Below are 15,174 nucleotides of genomic sequence, written 5' to 3' on the forward strand. Positions count from 1 at the left end.
GCAACAACTTACTTCTTCTTGGATGCGGCAGCGGTGGCGCCGACGGCCTTGACGGTCGCGTTGGTGGCCGCGGCAACGTTGGCTTCGGCGATCTCGGCAACCTGCTTGGCCGCCTTGTTCATGTTGTCGAAGGCCGAGTTGGCGGCGGCGATGGCGCTCTTGACCGCGGCGACGGCAACGTCGGAGCCGGCCGGGGCGGACTTGGCGGCCTGGTCGAGCAGACCGGCAACGGTCTTCTGGAAGTCGCCGAACTGGGCTTCAACCATCTTCGACAGCTCTTCCTGGGTCTGAGCGGAAATTTCATAGACGCTGCGCGAATAGGCAACGGCCTTTTCAACATTCGGCTGGGCCAGCGAGGCCTGGATCGAGATCGCTTCCTGGACATCCTTGGCGCCCATCAGGGCCTTGGCGCCGGAGACCGAGTCTTCCATCAGCGAACGGGCGGTATTCAGGTTCAGGGCGGCGATGCGCTCGGCCGAGGCCAGCGCGGTGTTGGCCAGGGACAGCAGGGAGTCGACGGTCGCCTTGTTGGCGGCTGCAAATTGCTCGGGGGTCTTGAACATGGGTATCTCCTAGATGAAAAGGTCGTGCCAAACAGTGAAAACTGTCGCAGTGCCAACTCGTCCAGGCGATGTTGCACCGCACCATGCTCGGGATTATAGATCAGCTTGTCAGCTTGTCAACAATTTATTGTGCAGTGCACAATTCAAAAAATCCTTTTGGATCAACAGATTGTTTCCCGGTTGCTTATTGAGCGGGCAGTTCGATGCCGCTGGCGCCACGCAATTCGAGTCGCTCGCCGCGAGTTTCCGGTCGGGCGGCTTCGCTGCCTTTGTTGCGCGGTTGAATGACTGCGCGGACGCGTGCCGGTGCCGACCGTGGGTCGCGGGTTTCGCTGGCGCTGGCCAGGAATTTTTCGCTGACTGCGTCGTACCAGACGTAATCGCCACGGACTTCGTCGTCGCCGCTGCGAATGCGGGCGCGGTGGAAAAGCTCGGCGATTTCGCTGTTGCTGTTGTACTCGATGCGTTCGGCTTCGCCTTCGACATAGTCGTCGCGGCCTTCGCGTTTCTGCCGGAAGGTGGCCTTGGCGCCCGGTGCGGCAAAGGCGATGCCTTTCTGGAAGCCGTACTGGTCTTCGCTGATGATGATGCGCTCGGCACGCAGGATCAGCGTGCCCTTGGTGATGACGACGTCGCCTTCCAGAATCTGGACTTTTTTGGCGTCGTCGATCGACATGCGTGCGGCTTCGAGCAGCATCGGCTTGTCGCGGTCGGCCTTTTCGGCAATGGCTGGCTGGCTGGCGACAATGGCGAGGGCGAGCGTGGCGATGCGGAGGATCATGGTTGGGCTTTCGAGGCGACATATCGGCCGCGAACCTGCGACAGCAGTTCGAAGGTCGATGCATTGTTGTCGATGCGGGCGCCGATACCGGTGACTTGCGAGGCACCCTGGCTGATTTCCACCGGCTGCTCGGTGTGGGCAGTTCCGGCATCCGGCAGTACGGTCAGTGCAGGCGTTCGGGCCAGCAACTCCGCTTTGTCGGCGGATGCGGCGCGAATGATCTCGACCTGCCGATTGAGCGTCACCTGTTCGCCGCGTGCGGTTACCAGGGCCTGTTCAGCGGTCATCGTTACCGGCGCCGCGTCCTGGCGATAGGCGACGAGTCTGGGGGCGCGGATTTCGGAACTGTCGTCGTCCGGGAAATGCTGCATGTAGGGGGCGTTGAGTCGGTACTTGACGCGGCCGGATTCGTCCAGGCGGCGAATTTCGAAGTCCTCGGCAATCGCGTCAGGATCGTGGGTCAGCCGTTTTTCGCCCGCATTCCCGCCAGGCGTCAGCGTTGCGTCGAGCCAGAAGGTGAGGGCGGCGATCAGGCCGAGCAGCGTGATCGGGAAAAGCTGGCCGGTCCAGTTTTTCATTGCTGATACCGCCGGATCGAGTGTGCGTGGCCAGGCATCAGATGACCTTCGCGGTAAACAGGTCGTGCATGTTCAAGGCGCCGACCAGTTGGCCGTTTTCCTGGCAAACGAGCAAACCATTGATGCGCAGGCGCTCCATCATCTCGACAGCTTCGACCGCCAGGCGGTCTGGTGCGATGGTGTGCGGGGCCGGCCGCATCACGTCGGCGATGCAGCCCTGCTGCAGGTCGAGCCGGTTCTCGAAGGCACGCCGCAGGTCGCCGTCAGTGAAAATGCCGATGGCACGGCCGGTGTCATCGGTAACGGCGACCAGGCCGAGACCGCCGCGCGACATCGCGACAATGGCGTCGCCGATTGCCGTCACCGGTGCGACGGCAGGGACCCGTTCGCCCGGGCGCATCACATCGCGGACGTGGGTCAGCAGGCGGCGACCGAGGGAGCCGCCCGGGTGTGAGCGGGCGAAGTCTTCCGGGCTGAAGCCGCGAGCGTCGAGCAGGGCCACCGCCAGTGCATCGCCGAGTGCCAGTGCGGCGGTCGTGCTGGCGGTCGGGGCCAGGTTGAGCGGGCAGGCTTCCTGGGCGACACCGGCGTCAAGGTGGATGTCGGCTTCACGGGCGAGCGTCGAGGCCGGTGCGCCGGTCATCGAGATCAGCCGGGCGCCCTGGCGCTTGACTGCCGGAACGATGCGCAACAGTTCTTCCGATTCGCCAGAATTCGACAGCGCCAGCAGGATGTCGTGGCGGGTGATCATGCCCAGGTCGCCATGACTGGCTTCTCCCGGGTGCACGAAATAGGCCGGCGTGCCGGTGCTGGCCATGGTTGCCGCAATCTTGCGCGCGACATGGCCGGATTTTCCCATGCCGCTGACGATGACCCGGCCCGGGCTGTTCAGAATCAGCTCGACGGCAGCCGAGAACTCGCCGTTGATCCGCGATTTCAGTGCGTCGACCGCGGCAGCCTCGATGGCCAGGGTCTGGCGACCCAGGGCCAGTGCGCGTTCCGGCGAAAAGAGGGCGGGTGGCGAATTTGGGTTCATGGGCTGGCTGCGGTTATGATGGCCGAAGTATACCCGACTTCAAGTTGCCCGCTTTGAGCGCACTCTCCCTCGTTCTTGTCCTGCTCGGCGCCTCGGTCCTCGCCGTGGTTCTCTTTCGTCGTTTCAACTTGCCGCCGGTGCTCGGTTATCTTGCAGTCGGCAGCATCATCGGACCGCATGCCCTGAACCTGATGGCCGACATCCATCGGGTCGAGTACCTTGCCGAATTCGGCGTCGTCTTCCTGATGTTCTCGATCGGCCTGGAGTTCTCCTTGCCCAAGCTGCATGCGATGAAACGCATCGTTTTCGGGCTGGGTTTGCTGCAGGTCTTGCTGACCATGCTGGTGGTCAGTTTGCTGGTGATCGGCTTCGGTTTCGGCTGGCAACTGGGAATCGCACTTGGCGCCGTTTTTGCGATGTCTTCGACGGCAGTGCTGACCAAATTGCTGGCCGAACGGATGGAACTCGATTCCGCGCATGGCCGCCAGGTCATCGGTGTATTGCTGCTGCAGGATCTGGCGGTGGTGCCTTTGCTCGTGCTCCTGCCGTCGCTGACCCAGCCGCCGGAAAAGCTCGCGGTGCTGATGGGCATCGCGATGCTGAAGGCGGTGGCCGTGCTGGTACTGATCCTGGTTTTCGGCCAGAAGCTGATGCGCAAGTGGTTCCATTTCGTCGCCCGGGCCAAGTCGGCCGAAGTGTTCGTGCTCAATGTGCTGCTGATCACGCTGGGACTTGCGACGATCACCGAACATGCGGGGCTGTCGCTGGCGCTGGGGGCGTTCGTCGCCGGCATGCTGATCTCGGAAACCGAGTTCAGGATGCAGGTCGAGGAAGACATCAAGCCTTTCCGCGACGTACTGATGGGATTGTTCTTCGTCACCATCGGCGTCAAGCTGGATTTACAGATACTTGTCGGCCTGTGGTGGCAGGTGCTGTTGCTGTTGACTGCCTTGCTGGCAATCAAGGCGGCGATTGTCGGCGTTCTTTCGTGGAAGCTCGGCGGGACGCCCGGCAATTCGATCCGCTCGGCCTTATGGCTTTGTGCCGGTGGCGAATTCGGTTTCGTGCTGCTCGGCGTCATCACCAACATGCCGCGGGCTGTCGAGCAGGTGGCGCTGACGGCGCTGGTCTTGTCGATGTTGCTGGCGCCCTTCATCGTTCAGTACAGCGAGCGCCTGGTGATGCGTTTCGTCGCCAGCGAGTGGCTGCTGCGCTCGATGCAGGTGACTCAGATCGCCGCGCAGTCGATGGCTTCGGAGAAGCACGCGATCCTCTGCGGTTTCGGTCGCAATGGTCAGTACCTGGCGCGCTTCCTGGCCCAGGAAGGCATTCCCAGCATTGCCCTCGACCTCGATCCGGACCGTGTGCGCGAGGCGGCTGGCGGTGGCGAGAGCGTGGTCTTCGGTGATGCCGGACGCAAGGAGGCGCTGATGGCCGCTGGCCTGATGCGCGCCAGCGTGGTCATCGTGACGATGAGCGACACGCCGCTGGCGGAAAAGGTGTTGCATCACGTTCAGGAAATGCGTCCCGACCTGCCGGTGGTTGTCCGTACCGCCGATGAGAAGGACATGAGCCGGCTGGCCAAGGCCGGGGCGGCCGAAGTCGTTCCCGAGACGCTCGAGGCCAGCCTGATGCTGGCCTCGCATGCGCTGGTCCTGGTCGGCGTGCCGATCAACCGGGTGCTCAAGCGTATCCGGCAGACGCGTTCGCAGCGTTACCGCTTGCTCCGCGGCTTCTATCGGGGGCTGAGCGATCGCGACGAGGACGAGGGGAGCCAGCCGCGCCTGCATTCGGTCTGGCTGACCCCGGGGGCCGCGGCGATCGGTCATTCGCTTGGCGAGCTCGGCCTTGAACTTCTCGGCTGCGAAGTCAGTGCGATCCGCCGGCGTGGTATCCGTGCCCTTGAGCCGGCACCGGAAACCCGTCTTGATGAAGGCGACGTCGTGGTCGTCCTCGGCACGCCCGGTGCGGTGGCGGCGGCCGAGGAGCGCTTGCTGAAACGCTAGTCAGACACGCTTGCACAGCGTGTATAGCTTGCTGCCGTCGTCGGCGTAAGCCGTCACTGCGGTGGTGAAGTCCGGGGTGTTGGCGGCGCTCTGGCCAAAGCCACGGACGTTGCCGGCATCCGGCTTGGCATCGTCCTGCTGGGCGTCGATGGCGTTGGCGATCTTGGCTGGCAGGTTGGTGGTGCAGGCGACCGGGCCTTCGATCAGGGTGTTGGTGCCGTCGCTCAGCCTGGCCTGGATGCCGGTGCGGCCGCCGACCGGGTTGACCGGTTGTTCGGGGCTGGCAGTGTCGCCGCCGATCAGGCCGGCGCGCCGCAGGTGGTGCCAGAGCCGGCGACTTTCATCGGTTGCCGTTGCCGAGTTGAATGCCCCGTCGATTTCACCGTCGCCATCGCCGTTCTCGGCATCGGTCCAGCGGGCCTTGGCGTTCAGGTCATCGCCTGGCAGCGCCTTGTAGCGGTCCTGGTAGGCGAGCATGGCCACCGAAACGCCGTCGAGTTCCTTCTCGATGCCGCGGATCTTGCCCTGGGTGATCAGCTCCTGGCCTTTCAGGATGCCGCCCAGCAGCAGGCCGATGACGACCAGCACGATGGCGATTTCGATCAGGGTGAAGCCACGTTGTCCTTGCTGCATGATTTGCTCCTCGGGTGGTTGAAAAATCAGGGCAGGCGGCCGGCCGCCAGCATCCGGGCGTTGAGCAGGCCGGGAACGATCCAGGCGAGCAGGTCGTCGTAGCCGGGATCGGGCAGGCGGTCGACGAAAATCAGGTCGGCGTCGGCGTTTTCGGCTTCGTCCGGATTGCCGGCTGGCACCTGGCTGCCGCTGCTGCGGTAGCCGCCGGCGCCGTTGCGGCCGTGACAGACGACGACCGCCGGCAGCGCATCGGCAAGCCGGTTGCCGACGGTAGCGGCAGGCCTGACATTGGCAGTGCCCACGCTTTCCAGCGTGAAACTGGCGCGGGCGCCACCGGACAGAACCGCGGTGAAGCTGTTTTTTGCGTGATAGCTGAAACGCTGGCCCCAGGGGTCGAGTTCCGGCAATGCCAGCGTCCGCCACGGTAGCGTGCCGTGTTCGCGCGGGCAGGCCTCGTGGCCGGCTTCGGCAGCGTCGCTGGCGAGTTCGGGGGTGGCCGGGCAGGGCAGGCGACCGTGGGTGATCGCGAAGCCGTAGAGGGCTTCCAGGGCTTCGTCGAGTTGCCTGCGGGCTCGTTGTTCGTCGGCGATTTGGCGCTGGGCGGGCAGCTGGCCGAGCAGCGAGCCGGCCAGCAGGGCGAAGACGATCAGGGTGATGCTCAGTTCGAGCAAGGAGAAACCGGCCTGGCCGCGGTATTCAGTAAGCCAGCTGGTCATTGCCTGCACCTGCCGGATAGTCGAATCGGGCGATCGGGTTGCGGGCTTCGCCGTCGCGTGACGGATCGGCGTTGCCGGCTTCCAGGTAATCGGCAATACGGCCGCCGGGGCGCTGCTGATGGGCCAATTTGCCGCCGGCGCTGACGACGATCAGTGACTGTGACGGTCGACCGCCGATTTGCAGGGTTTTTCGCGACGGATCGAGCGGGTCCGATGCCTGGTAGAAAATCAGCTCGGCCCAGCGGTTGACTTGCCACCAGCCGGTTTCGTCGCTGATGAAAGCGCAGTGTCTGGATGCCCAGACCATGGGCCAGGCGGTACCGGCTTCGTCGCCGGGAAGCGTGGCCAGTGTGTCGAGCCCGGTGGCCAGGCGATTGCTGCCGTCGAGGCTGGCAGCAATCGCCTGGTCGGCCCGCAAACGGTTTTCCGGGCTGGGTTTGCGCTGCCATTCATCAAGTGCGGCGATCGCGCCGTCGCGCCCGTCGATGGTGGTCTGCAGCCCCTGGGCAAGCAGCAGGCGCTCCTTGGTCTGGGTGGTCAGCTCGCCGGCCAGCTGGCTGATCTCGTGGGTCAGCCGGTTGCAGTCGGCGCTGGCGGCGCCAACGGCCCGGGCCGGGGCAACGAGGTCGCGTTGAACCGGGCGCGGGTTGGCGGTGTCGAGCCGGGCGAAGACCTCCGCCTGCTGCTGCAGTGAGGTCTGCGCGGCAAGCAGCGATTGCCGGGTGCCCGTGCCGTCCTGGTGGAAGTCCAGGCCATAGCGCAAAAATGCCTCGGCAAGGCGGTCGACCGTCAGCAGTGCCGAGTCCGCGCCGGCTCGGATGCTCTCGCCTTCGCTGCGAGCGATGCGATCATTGGCCGCGGCGGCTTCAACGAGGCTTTGCAGCTTGTTCAACAGGCCGCTCGCGCTATCTGCCAGCGCCTGTGTCTCGGCACTGATGCGGCCGAGTTGGTCAAGGAGGTTGGCGGCCCAGCTTGCTCCGTCGGCCAGGTCGGCGAGCGCAGCCGCTTGTTCGGTCGGGCTGGCTGCACGCAGATGGTCGGCCTGCGTGGTGATGGCCGCGGCCGTTGCGACGATGCGGCGGGCGATACCGGCGCTCGGCTGGGTCAGCGGGATCCGGCCGAAGCGCGCGCCTTCCCTGCCCTGGCGATCGCTGGCGGCGAGCGGCGCTGGCCAGGGAAAAGTCCCGCTCTGGCGGGCATGGGCGCCAAGGCAGTGACGGATGCTGTGGGCGACGCGCTGTTCGACGGCAGCGAAAAGCTGGTTGCGGGTGATGGCACTGATCGTTTCGCCGGTATCTGTCGTGGTTTGATAGTCGTAGGGGGCGGTGCCATTGAGCCGGCCTTCAAGGTAATCGCCAGCGTTTTGCGACGGCCTGGACTGGCCCGGCCGCGGCGCGGCAGCGGTGATCAGCAGGGCTGCGATTTCCGGCTCCCCGTTCAGGCTGAGGCCGGTCGGGGTGTCGCTGTTGACCGGTATGGCGCTGTCGTCGTCGCGCAAACCCGGGGCGACGACGTACCAGAGGACCTCGTTCGCCATGTCGACTGCCCTGGGTGTGGCCAGGGTGATCCAGGGCAGGCGTCCGAGCTGGCTGGGGCACCGGTTGCGGGTGAGCAGGTCAGCCTTGCCGTCGCCGGGCAGGTTGGACAGGCCGGCGTTGTCGGTCACCAGGTCCGGGCAGGGCAGGCTGCCGGGACGGTTGTCGTCATTGACGGCGCGACCGATCAGCGCCGCGCGGGCGGCGGCGAGTGTCTTGCTGGTCTGTTGCGACCGATCTGCCCGGATGGGCGTGCCGGCACTGCCGAGGCCCAGTGCCAGGCCGCCGCCGAGCAGGATGACGAAAAGCAGCACGGGAAGTGCAATGCCGCGCCGGTAGCGAGTTGGCCGCGGGGTCATCGGCGCCCCGGGCCTGCTTCGATGTGCAGGCTGCCTGGCGGCAGCAGCGGTTGCCGTGGGCTGTCGCCGACGGCAAGTCGCGCCGCCTGGCCGCCACGCACCTTGCCATCGATCCATGTCGTCTGCTGACCGTCCGGGCCGCTGACCAGTCCGTCGAGACGGCCCGGCGGTCGGTCGGCTTGCGCCTTTTGGTCGATCAGGCGACGTTCTTCCGGTGTGAAGAAGAGGCGCCCGCTCAGGGCTTCGGCCAGGCAGTGCGGGCCGAACAGCAGGGGGAGCAGTGCCAGGATTCTCATCACCGATCGCGCAGGCGCAGATGGACGAGGCGGCAGTCGCTGTCCAGGCCGTCGTCGCCGCGTACGATGCGGCAGGCTTCCAGCTGGTGCTGTCCGGGCGAGAGGGCGTGCCAGCGGGCCAGTGCTTCCAGCAAGGGCAGTTCATGCCGGGTTGTCAGCTGGATTCGGGCGCAGCGTCTTTCCCAGGGACTTGCGCTGTCACCGCATGGCTCGAGAACGCCGCCCCCGGCCCCGGCCGGCAGGATCCCGACGGGGATTGCCATGGGCCCGGCGTTGCCAAGGCTGGCAAGGTGCTGGCGGGTCTCGTCGGCGGCTTTGGTGGCTGCGCTCCTGGCTTGCTCGAGTTGCTGGACGGCCAGCTGCAGCCTGGCAAGCTCGGCTTGTAGCCGGGACTGGTGGAGGGCGGTGCCGGCCAAGGTCAGCAGGCAGGCCAGCGAGATTGCCAGGGCGTTGATCAATGGCCGGCGCAGGGCCGGTGCAAGGGGGGCGATCGGTTTCATCGCTGTCCTGCGCCAGCTTGCTTGAACAGGAATTCGGCCGGCGGCGGGCTGCCGTTGCCCGTGGCTTGCGGTCCGGGTTCGTTCAGGCGTTTGCGCAGGTGCGTCGCCACCTCGTCGTCGATGCCATGGCCGATGACGGCGAGCGTCGGTGTCCCGGAGGGCTCGGCAGGCGCTTGCCATTCAATGCCCTCAAGCCGGATTTCCGGTAGCGCCTCGAGGGCGCTGGCCAAGTGCCCGAGAGCGTCGGCGAAGGCATCGCGACGCCGAAGCAGCTGCCCGGCAACGGTGGCCAGTTGGGCGGCACTCGGGGCGGATGCGCCGTCTTCACGGTGCAGTTTCTCCAGTGCGGCCTCGGCGGTCGACAGTCGTCCTCGCTCGCGCTCGATGGCCTGCTGCGTCGGGACGATGGTCGACCACTGGCCGGCGCTCAGTGCCAGCGCGGTCAGCGCGACTGCGGCGGTGGCCCGGTGTAGCCAGCGCAACTGCCGGGCCTGGCGGGCTGCGGCGGCGGAAAACTGGTGCTGTGGCCAGTGGCGGTCGGGCAGGGCGAGCAGCGCCCGGGCGCTGTCGTCGCTCGTCGTCAGGCAGGTGGCGAATGCGCGCAGGGGCTGATCGGCGATCCAGGTGTCGGCGCCGATCAGATAGAGCGGCGGTAGCTGTCGGCCTGATGGATCGCGGCTGCCGAGGGCCAGGAAGTCGCGGCAGAATTCCTCGCCAACCGGTTCGAGCGGGAGGCGGTAGAGGCGCGAGGCGGCGACTCGGCGGCCTTCGAGCAGCGTGATGCGCGTGGCTTGTCGGTGCTGGCTGATGACCAGGGCCTGGCTTGCCCGGTGCTGGTGCCTGTGGAGCAGCGCGGGCAGCAACTGGGGCAGGCTGTAGAGGCCGGCGAGGCTGGCCGACGCCTGCTCGATGCAGGTCAGCCAGTGTCTTAGTGCTTGGTCGTCGTGCAGGGCCATCAGGCTGGCGCTGTGCGTGCCCTTGCTGTCATGTGGGCCAGGCACGGCGCAGTGCCATGGCGTATCGGGAAAGAGCCGGCGGCTGCGTGCGGCCAGTAGCTGGCGTAGCTCGCGATGCGGCAGCCGGGGCAGTTTTTCGGTGTGATAAGTCTCTTCTTCGCGGTTGACCAGCAGCAGATGGCGCCTTTGACGGTCGACGGCCAGAAAACGCGAAAAATCAGCAAATCCGGCCGGCGTTTCCGGGAAGCTGCCGCAGGCTTCGAGCTGGCCGCGTCGCCACAGCCAGGCTGTCAGTTGCCCCGGTTCGAGCTGGAGGCGACAGGTCGCGCTCATTTGCCGGCCTGGCCGATGATGCCGTAGATCGGCTGCATGGTCGCCAGCATGATCCAGCCAAGCAGCAGGCCAATGATCAGGGTCAGGGCCGGTTCGATCAGTGTTTGTACTGCAGCCAGGGCGTCTGCGGCTTCGCCCTCGTAACGGCGGGCGATGTTGTTCAGGGTCTGGTCGAGCCGGCCGGTCCGCTCGCCGATCTGCAGCATGCGCACGAGCAGGGGGGGATAGATGGCGTGGCGGGCGAAGGCGTCGGCGAGCGTGCTGCCCTGTTCGACCGAGCGGTGGATGTCGGCCAGCGCGGCGCCGACGATCCGGTTGCGCGTCGTCGGCTGCAATGCGGCCAGTGCCTCGAGCAAGGGAATGCCGGTCGTGTAGAGCAAGGCCAGCAGTTCGGCCTGGCGGGTGACCAGCAGCTTGCGATAGATGCCGCCGGTCAGCGGCAGCTTGAGCAGCCAGCTGTCGCGCAGGCGGGCCAGGTCCGGGCTGTGGCGAATGGCCAGGTGCAGCGCCGGCAACAACAGGGCCGGGAGTGCGAGCAGCCAGGGCCAGTATCCGGCAAGCAGGTCGGCGGTGGCGAACAACAGGCGGGTGTGGGGTGGCAATGGCAGGCCGGTTTCGCCCAGAAAGGTACGGATCTGCGGGACGAGGAAGAACATCAGGAAGGCGGCCGTGCCGAGCACCAGGGTCCCGGCAACCGCCGGATAGAGCAGCAGTTTGCGCGTGCCGGCGGCGAGGGTTTCCTCCTGGCGCAGCGTCGTGCCCAGTCGTTTCAGGGTCTCCGGTAGTTGTCCGCTGAGTTCACCGGCGCGGATGACGCCGGTGAAGACCGGGTCGATGCCGGCAGCTTCGGTCTGCAGCGCGTCCGATAGGGGCTGCCCGGCGGCCAGCGCCGTGGCGATGCGCCGGCAGCGCGCCCGCCAGTGGCGTCCTTCGCCATTCTCGGCGAGATCCTCGATGGCTTCGATCAGGGGAATGCCGGCAGTCAGCAGTTGTTCGACATGAAAGCAGAAATCGATCAGCTCGCGGCGCGACGGTGGTTGCATGCGCTGCTTCCGGGGGCTGGCCCGGAGCAACTCTAGACCGCTGCGCTGCAGGCTGCGCTCGAGGTCGTCGAGACCGGTCGCTTCGGATTGCCCGGAAACAACCTCCAGGTCTGCGTTGATGGCTTTGAATCGGTACAGCATCAGTGCCAGTTTCCGATGTCGACGGCGCGCGCCGCTTCGTCGAGCGTGGTGTCGCCGTTGCGTACCCGCTGCAGCGCGTTGTCGCGCAGACTGTTGAATCCCCGGGCGACGGCTGCGGCGTGCAAGGTGGGTGGTGTGGCGCCGCCGGCAAGCAGGAGATCGAGTTCGGGGTCGATGCTCAGCGTCTCGAGCAAGGCGAGCCGGCCGCGGTAGCCATGGCCCCGGCAGTGCGGACAGCCGACCGCGACGGCGACCCGCTCGTCGCCGAGCAGCGTCGATTCGGCCGCGGTGGCCGGTCGGCTGCTCCGGCAGTCGCGGCAAAGGCGGCGGACCAGGCGCTGGGCGACGATCCCGGTCAGGTTGCCATGCAGTCTTTGCGTTTCGATGCCCAGTTCGCGCAGGCGGGAAATCGCTGCCAACGCACTGCCCGCGTGCAGCGTGGCGAAGACCCGGTGCCCGGTCAGCGCCGCCCTGAGCGCCATTGCGGCAGTTTCGGCGTCGCGGATTTCGCCGATCAGGATGATGTCCGGATCCTGCCTCAACATCGAGCGGACGCCGCTGGCGAAATCAAGCTTGACGCTTTCCGAGAGCGAAGTCTGCCTGAGCAGGGGCAGCGGGTATTCGACCGGGTCTTCCAGCGTCATGATGTGCACGCCGTCGTGATTGAGCCGGTTGAGCAGCGAGTACAAGGTCGTGGTCTTGCCGCTGCCGGTTGGTCCGGTGACCAGGAGCAGTCCTTCCGGACGATCGCTCATGCGCTCGAGCAGTGTCTGCTGGGCTGGCTCGAGGCCCAGGCTCGCGAGAGGAACGATGCCCTTCTGGCGATCGAGTATCCGCAGGACGATGTTTTCGCCGTGAATGGTCGGCTGGCTGGCGGCCCGGAAATCGATGTGCCGGCCAGCGACTTGCTGGCTCAGGTGGCCATCTTGAGGCGAGCGGGTTTCGGCGATGTTCATGCCGGCGAGGATCTTGATCCGGCCGGCCAGTCCAGGCCAGGTCGATTTGTGCAGGATGCGGACGGTTTCGAGGATGCCGTCGACGCGGTAGCGAATGCGCAGGCCGGCGTTTTCCGGTTCGAAGTGGATGTCGGAGGCCTGGCGTCGGACGGCGTCGGCGAGTAGCGCATCGACCAGCCGGACCGCCGGCGAATCGCCACCGTGGGGGGCGCTTGGGCTCTTGCCCTCGAATTCGTCGATGATCCCGTCGATCGCCAGTTCGTAACCGTAGTGGAGGTCGATGGCTTGTTCGATTTCGGCCTGGCTGGCCAGCAGGATTTCGGTTTTCAGCCCTGCCGGCGTGTGTGCCCGCACGTTGTCGAGGGCCTGGCCGTCTCCGGGGGCAGCCATGGCCAGTTGCCAGCGGCGGCCCTGCGGATCGAGTGATACCGGGAGCAAACGGTGACGCCTTGCGATCTGGGCAGGGATCAGGCGAACGGCAGCCGCGTCCACCGGGTGGCGCAGCGGGTCGAAGCGCGTGTAGCCAAGTTGGTCGGCAAGGACGTCGCTGATCCCTTTTTCGCCGGCGAAGCCCAGCGTGTGAAGCAGGATGCCGAGGGGTTGCCGGCGTTTCTGTTGTTCGACGAGTGCGATCCGTAGTTGATCTTCGTTGATCATGCCGGCGTCGATCAGGGAGCGGCCGAGTAGTTGGCGCGTCATGGTCCGGCATGCTCCAGTTCGGCGATCCGTCTGCGCAACTCGGCAAGAGGCAGCAGATGGCGGCTGACGTTTGTTGCTGCCTGCAGGGCGGCCTGGTAGCTCAGCAGCGCTGTCGGGCGTTGTTCAAGATGGTCGAAGGCAACGCCAAGGTTGTAGTGGATCTCCGGGTGGCGCTGGCCGCCCGCTGCCAGCGCCCTGGTGTAAGCGGCGCGTGCTTCCGGCCAGCGTCGCTGCTGGGCCAGCAGGTTGCCCAGTTCGAAATGCGGGCGAGCGTCGCCGGGGTGCTCGTCAGCCAGTTGGCGCAGTTGGCTTTCCCGGTCCTCGCTGGACATCGATTGCTTGATTGCCAGGTCGACGAAGGCTTGGGTCGGCTCGGCGGCGACTGCCGTTGTCGGCGCTGAGAGGATGGCCAGCAGGAGGCGGGTCAGTGTTTGCCGTGTCATGTCAGGGCTCGGTTTGCAGCGAGGGGAACGGCAGCGCATGTCTGGGTGGCACGAAAAAGCCGGCATCCGGCAGATGCTCTGCAAATCCGGCGTAATCCCCCTGCAGGCTGGCCTCCTTGATGACCAGAGGGCGCAGGAAGATGACGAGTTCGGTTTTCTGGGCCCGGTTGTTGCGGTTGTTGAAGGCTTCGCCAGCGATCGGCAATTCGCCGAGCAATGGCACACGGGCGGTCTGGTAGTCGATGCGGTCTTCCATCAGGCCGCCGAGAACCGCAATCTGGCCATTGGCAACGCGCATCACCGATTCGATTTCGCGGGTGCGGATCATTGGCACGAGGTTCTCGATGCCGTTACGTCGCAGATCGGGGTTGGGGTCAGGCACTTCCCTGCCGATGCTGGTGATGGTTGGCCGGATGTTGAGGACGACTGAGTCATCTGCGGCGATTTGCGGCGTGACGCCAAGCACCAGTCCGACGGAAACCGTTTGCGGTGTTGTCGTGTAAGTGACGGTCGTGCCAACGTTGGCGGTGGTTGTCGTGTCGGCTTTGACGCTGAAATAGACGTAGTTCTCGACAACCTTGAGAATCGCCGACTGGTTGTTGAGGACCGAGAGTCGAGGGCTGGAAAGTACCTTGCTGGTGCCGAAGCGCTGCAGCAGGTTGATCAGCGCCCGCGGATTGTCGCCGCGGTTGTAGCGCAGATTCACGCTGTTCTTCAGCGGATTGCCGGCAAGTTCGAAAAGGCCGCCGCCGATCATCGAACTCCAGTCGATGCCCTGTTCATGGCCTTCGCTCAAGGCGACCTCGATGATTGTCGCTTCGATTAGAACCTGCCTGCGTACGGCATTGCTGAGGCGGTCGAGGAACGCACGGATACGCCGGTGCTCGCGGTCGCTGGCAAAAGCCGAGACCAGTCCGGCTTCGGCATTGACGATCAGATTTTTTCCGGGGTTTTCGGTCGAGTGCTCGTCCTTTTTGGCGTCGTCAGCCAAGGTGCTTCCTGCCAGAAGTGTCTTCAGGTTTTTCTCCAGGCTTTCCCAGAACCTGTGCTGGCTGGTGTTGTCGATGCGGGTGCTCGACAGGCTGCCAGATGCGGCGTTGCCGGTGCCGGCGGCGCCGATCTGCATGTTGTTGGCAACCGAGGCGCTGACGGTTCGTCCGAGGTTCGGGTAGTCAACCGCGTAATGCCTGAGATAGGGCGTGTCGGGCAATATCTGCAGGTAGCCGTTGGCAAATTCGAAACGTAGCGGGGCCTGCCTGGAGATTCTCTCGAGCAGGGCGGGAAGGGTTTGCTGTTTGGCGTTCAGGGTGACGGTGCCGCTCACTCCCGGTGCAATGTCGATTTCAAGTGCAGCATCACGGGCCAGAGCGAATAACAAGTCGCGTACTGGGATGCGGTCTACGTTGACGCTGTACCGTGCTTCGCTTTTTCCTGGCGTTGTCGTACCTGTGTCCGCGCTCGCCAGTTCGGTGACGATGGGCGGGATGATGGCCGCTCCGCTGCCTTGCAGATGGCCGCGCGCTGGTGGGCGCGGGGTGGGGGTGCCGCAGGCCAGGAGGGCGAATGTCAGTGTCAGCAGGAGCAGCATATATCGAGGCAT

Annotated in this window: 15 protein-coding genes; 1 reads left to right on the forward strand and 14 read right to left on the reverse strand. The window is 65.5% G+C overall.

What is annotated here, in order from left to right; genetic code table 11:
- Positions 1-8: 8 nt before the first annotated feature.
- From DFR40_RS14065 to DFR40_RS14080, 4 genes are all read right to left on the reverse strand, one after another.
- The gene (locus tag DFR40_RS14065) at positions 9-563 is read right to left on the reverse strand and encodes a phasin family protein (RefSeq protein WP_121459133.1); all 555 of its coding nucleotides are present in this window, start codon (positions 561-563) and stop codon (positions 9-11) included.
- A 184-nt stretch (positions 564-747) separates the two neighbouring features.
- The gene (gene lptA, locus DFR40_RS14070; protein ID WP_121459134.1) at positions 748-1,344 is read right to left on the reverse strand and encodes a lipopolysaccharide transport periplasmic protein LptA; all 597 of its coding nucleotides are present in this window, start codon (positions 1,342-1,344) and stop codon (positions 748-750) included.
- Positions 1,341-1,922 (reverse strand): LPS export ABC transporter periplasmic protein LptC, encoded by a 582-nt coding sequence (lptC, locus tag DFR40_RS14075; protein WP_121459135.1) that lies wholly within the window; start codon positions 1,920-1,922, stop codon positions 1,341-1,343. Before lptC ends, lptA begins: the two co-directional genes overlap by 4 nt.
- A gap of 37 nt (positions 1,923-1,959) precedes the next feature.
- Positions 1,960-2,958 carry a KpsF/GutQ family sugar-phosphate isomerase gene (locus DFR40_RS14080; protein ID WP_121459136.1) on the reverse strand — a complete coding sequence of 333 codons (999 nt, stop codon included), beginning with the start codon at positions 2,956-2,958 and terminating at the stop codon, positions 1,960-1,962.
- 53 nt (positions 2,959-3,011) lie between these two features.
- Between DFR40_RS14080 and DFR40_RS14085 the strand changes: the two genes are divergently transcribed.
- Complete coding sequence (locus tag DFR40_RS14085; protein ID WP_121459137.1) at positions 3,012-4,964, forward strand: monovalent cation:proton antiporter family protein; 1,953 nt, start codon at positions 3,012-3,014, stop codon at positions 4,962-4,964.
- Here DFR40_RS14085 and DFR40_RS14090 read toward each other — a convergent pair whose 3' ends face one another.
- From DFR40_RS14090 to DFR40_RS14135, 10 genes are read right to left on the reverse strand one after another with little or no spacing between them, the layout of a single operon-like run.
- Positions 4,965-5,597 (reverse strand): prepilin-type N-terminal cleavage/methylation domain-containing protein, encoded by a 633-nt coding sequence (locus tag DFR40_RS14090; protein ID WP_121459138.1) that lies wholly within the window; start codon positions 5,595-5,597, stop codon positions 4,965-4,967.
- A 26-nt stretch (positions 5,598-5,623) separates the two neighbouring features.
- Positions 5,624-6,313 (reverse strand): type II secretion system protein, encoded by a 690-nt coding sequence (locus tag DFR40_RS14095; protein ID WP_121459139.1) that lies wholly within the window; start codon positions 6,311-6,313, stop codon positions 5,624-5,626.
- On the reverse strand, positions 6,294-8,207 hold the full coding sequence (locus DFR40_RS14100; protein ID WP_147431342.1) for a hypothetical protein: 1,914 nt from the start codon (positions 8,205-8,207) through the stop codon (positions 6,294-6,296). The genes DFR40_RS14095 and DFR40_RS14100 overlap by 20 nt, the downstream gene beginning before the upstream one ends.
- Entirely contained in the window at positions 8,204-8,503 is a 300-nt protein-coding gene (locus tag DFR40_RS14105) for a hypothetical protein (RefSeq protein ID WP_121459141.1), read from the reverse strand. The genes DFR40_RS14100 and DFR40_RS14105 overlap by 4 nt, the downstream gene beginning before the upstream one ends.
- Positions 8,503-9,003 (reverse strand): hypothetical protein, encoded by a 501-nt coding sequence (locus DFR40_RS14110; RefSeq protein ID WP_121459142.1) that lies wholly within the window; start codon positions 9,001-9,003, stop codon positions 8,503-8,505. Before DFR40_RS14110 ends, DFR40_RS14105 begins: the two co-directional genes overlap by 1 nt.
- The gene (locus DFR40_RS14115; protein ID WP_121459143.1) at positions 9,000-10,292 is read right to left on the reverse strand and encodes a hypothetical protein; all 1,293 of its coding nucleotides are present in this window, start codon (positions 10,290-10,292) and stop codon (positions 9,000-9,002) included. The genes DFR40_RS14110 and DFR40_RS14115 overlap by 4 nt, the downstream gene beginning before the upstream one ends.
- Complete coding sequence (locus DFR40_RS14120; RefSeq protein WP_121459144.1) at positions 10,289-11,476, reverse strand: type II secretion system F family protein; 1,188 nt, start codon at positions 11,474-11,476, stop codon at positions 10,289-10,291. The genes DFR40_RS14115 and DFR40_RS14120 overlap by 4 nt, the downstream gene beginning before the upstream one ends.
- Positions 11,476-13,131 (reverse strand): GspE/PulE family protein, encoded by a 1,656-nt coding sequence (locus tag DFR40_RS14125; protein WP_121459145.1) that lies wholly within the window; start codon positions 13,129-13,131, stop codon positions 11,476-11,478. The genes DFR40_RS14120 and DFR40_RS14125 overlap by 1 nt, the downstream gene beginning before the upstream one ends.
- Entirely contained in the window at positions 13,128-13,574 is a 447-nt protein-coding gene (locus tag DFR40_RS14130; protein WP_170160234.1) for a tetratricopeptide repeat protein, read from the reverse strand. The genes DFR40_RS14125 and DFR40_RS14130 overlap by 4 nt, the downstream gene beginning before the upstream one ends.
- A 1-nt stretch (position 13,575) precedes the next feature.
- Positions 13,576-15,162 (reverse strand): pilus (MSHA type) biogenesis protein MshL, encoded by a 1,587-nt coding sequence (locus tag DFR40_RS14135; RefSeq protein ID WP_121459147.1) that lies wholly within the window; start codon positions 15,160-15,162, stop codon positions 13,576-13,578.
- Between the last annotated feature and the right edge of the window lie 12 nt (positions 15,163-15,174).

Source organism: Azonexus fungiphilus (assembly GCF_003634965.1).
Lineage (GTDB): Bacteria > Pseudomonadota > Gammaproteobacteria > Burkholderiales > Rhodocyclaceae > Azonexus > Azonexus fungiphilus.

What these genes read in the sequence shown, in the direction of transcription:
- DFR40_RS14065 (WP_121459133.1), bottom strand. Translation starts at nt 563, where the DNA reads ATGTTCAAGACCCCCGAGCAATTTGCAGCCGCCAACAAGGCGACCGTC.
- lptA (WP_121459134.1), bottom strand. Translation starts at nt 1,344, where the DNA reads ATGATCCTCCGCATCGCCACGCTCGCCCTCGCCATTGTCGCCAGCCAG.
- lptC (WP_121459135.1), bottom strand. Translation starts at nt 1,922, where the DNA reads ATGAAAAACTGGACCGGCCAGCTTTTCCCGATCACGCTGCTCGGCCTG.
- DFR40_RS14080 (WP_121459136.1), bottom strand. Translation starts at nt 2,958, where the DNA reads ATGAACCCAAATTCGCCACCCGCCCTCTTTTCGCCGGAACGCGCACTG.
- DFR40_RS14090 (WP_121459138.1), bottom strand. Translation starts at nt 5,597, where the DNA reads ATGCAGCAAGGACAACGTGGCTTCACCCTGATCGAAATCGCCATCGTG.
- DFR40_RS14095 (WP_121459139.1), bottom strand. Translation starts at nt 6,313, where the DNA reads ATGACCAGCTGGCTTACTGAATACCGCGGCCAGGCCGGTTTCTCCTTG.
- DFR40_RS14100 (WP_147431342.1), bottom strand. Translation starts at nt 8,207, where the DNA reads ATGACCCCGCGGCCAACTCGCTACCGGCGCGGCATTGCACTTCCCGTG.
- DFR40_RS14105 (WP_121459141.1), bottom strand. Translation starts at nt 8,503, where the DNA reads ATGAGAATCCTGGCACTGCTCCCCCTGCTGTTCGGCCCGCACTGCCTG.
- DFR40_RS14110 (WP_121459142.1), bottom strand. Translation starts at nt 9,003, where the DNA reads ATGAAACCGATCGCCCCCCTTGCACCGGCCCTGCGCCGGCCATTGATC.
- DFR40_RS14115 (WP_121459143.1), bottom strand. Translation starts at nt 10,292, where the DNA reads ATGAGCGCGACCTGTCGCCTCCAGCTCGAACCGGGGCAACTGACAGCC.
- DFR40_RS14120 (WP_121459144.1), bottom strand. Translation starts at nt 11,476, where the DNA reads ATGCTGTACCGATTCAAAGCCATCAACGCAGACCTGGAGGTTGTTTCC.
- DFR40_RS14125 (WP_121459145.1), bottom strand. Translation starts at nt 13,131, where the DNA reads ATGACGCGCCAACTACTCGGCCGCTCCCTGATCGACGCCGGCATGATC.
- DFR40_RS14130 (WP_170160234.1), bottom strand. Translation starts at nt 13,574, where the DNA reads ATGACACGGCAAACACTGACCCGCCTCCTGCTGGCCATCCTCTCAGCG.
- DFR40_RS14135 (WP_121459147.1), bottom strand. Translation starts at nt 15,162, where the DNA reads ATGCTGCTCCTGCTGACACTGACATTCGCCCTCCTGGCCTGCGGCACC.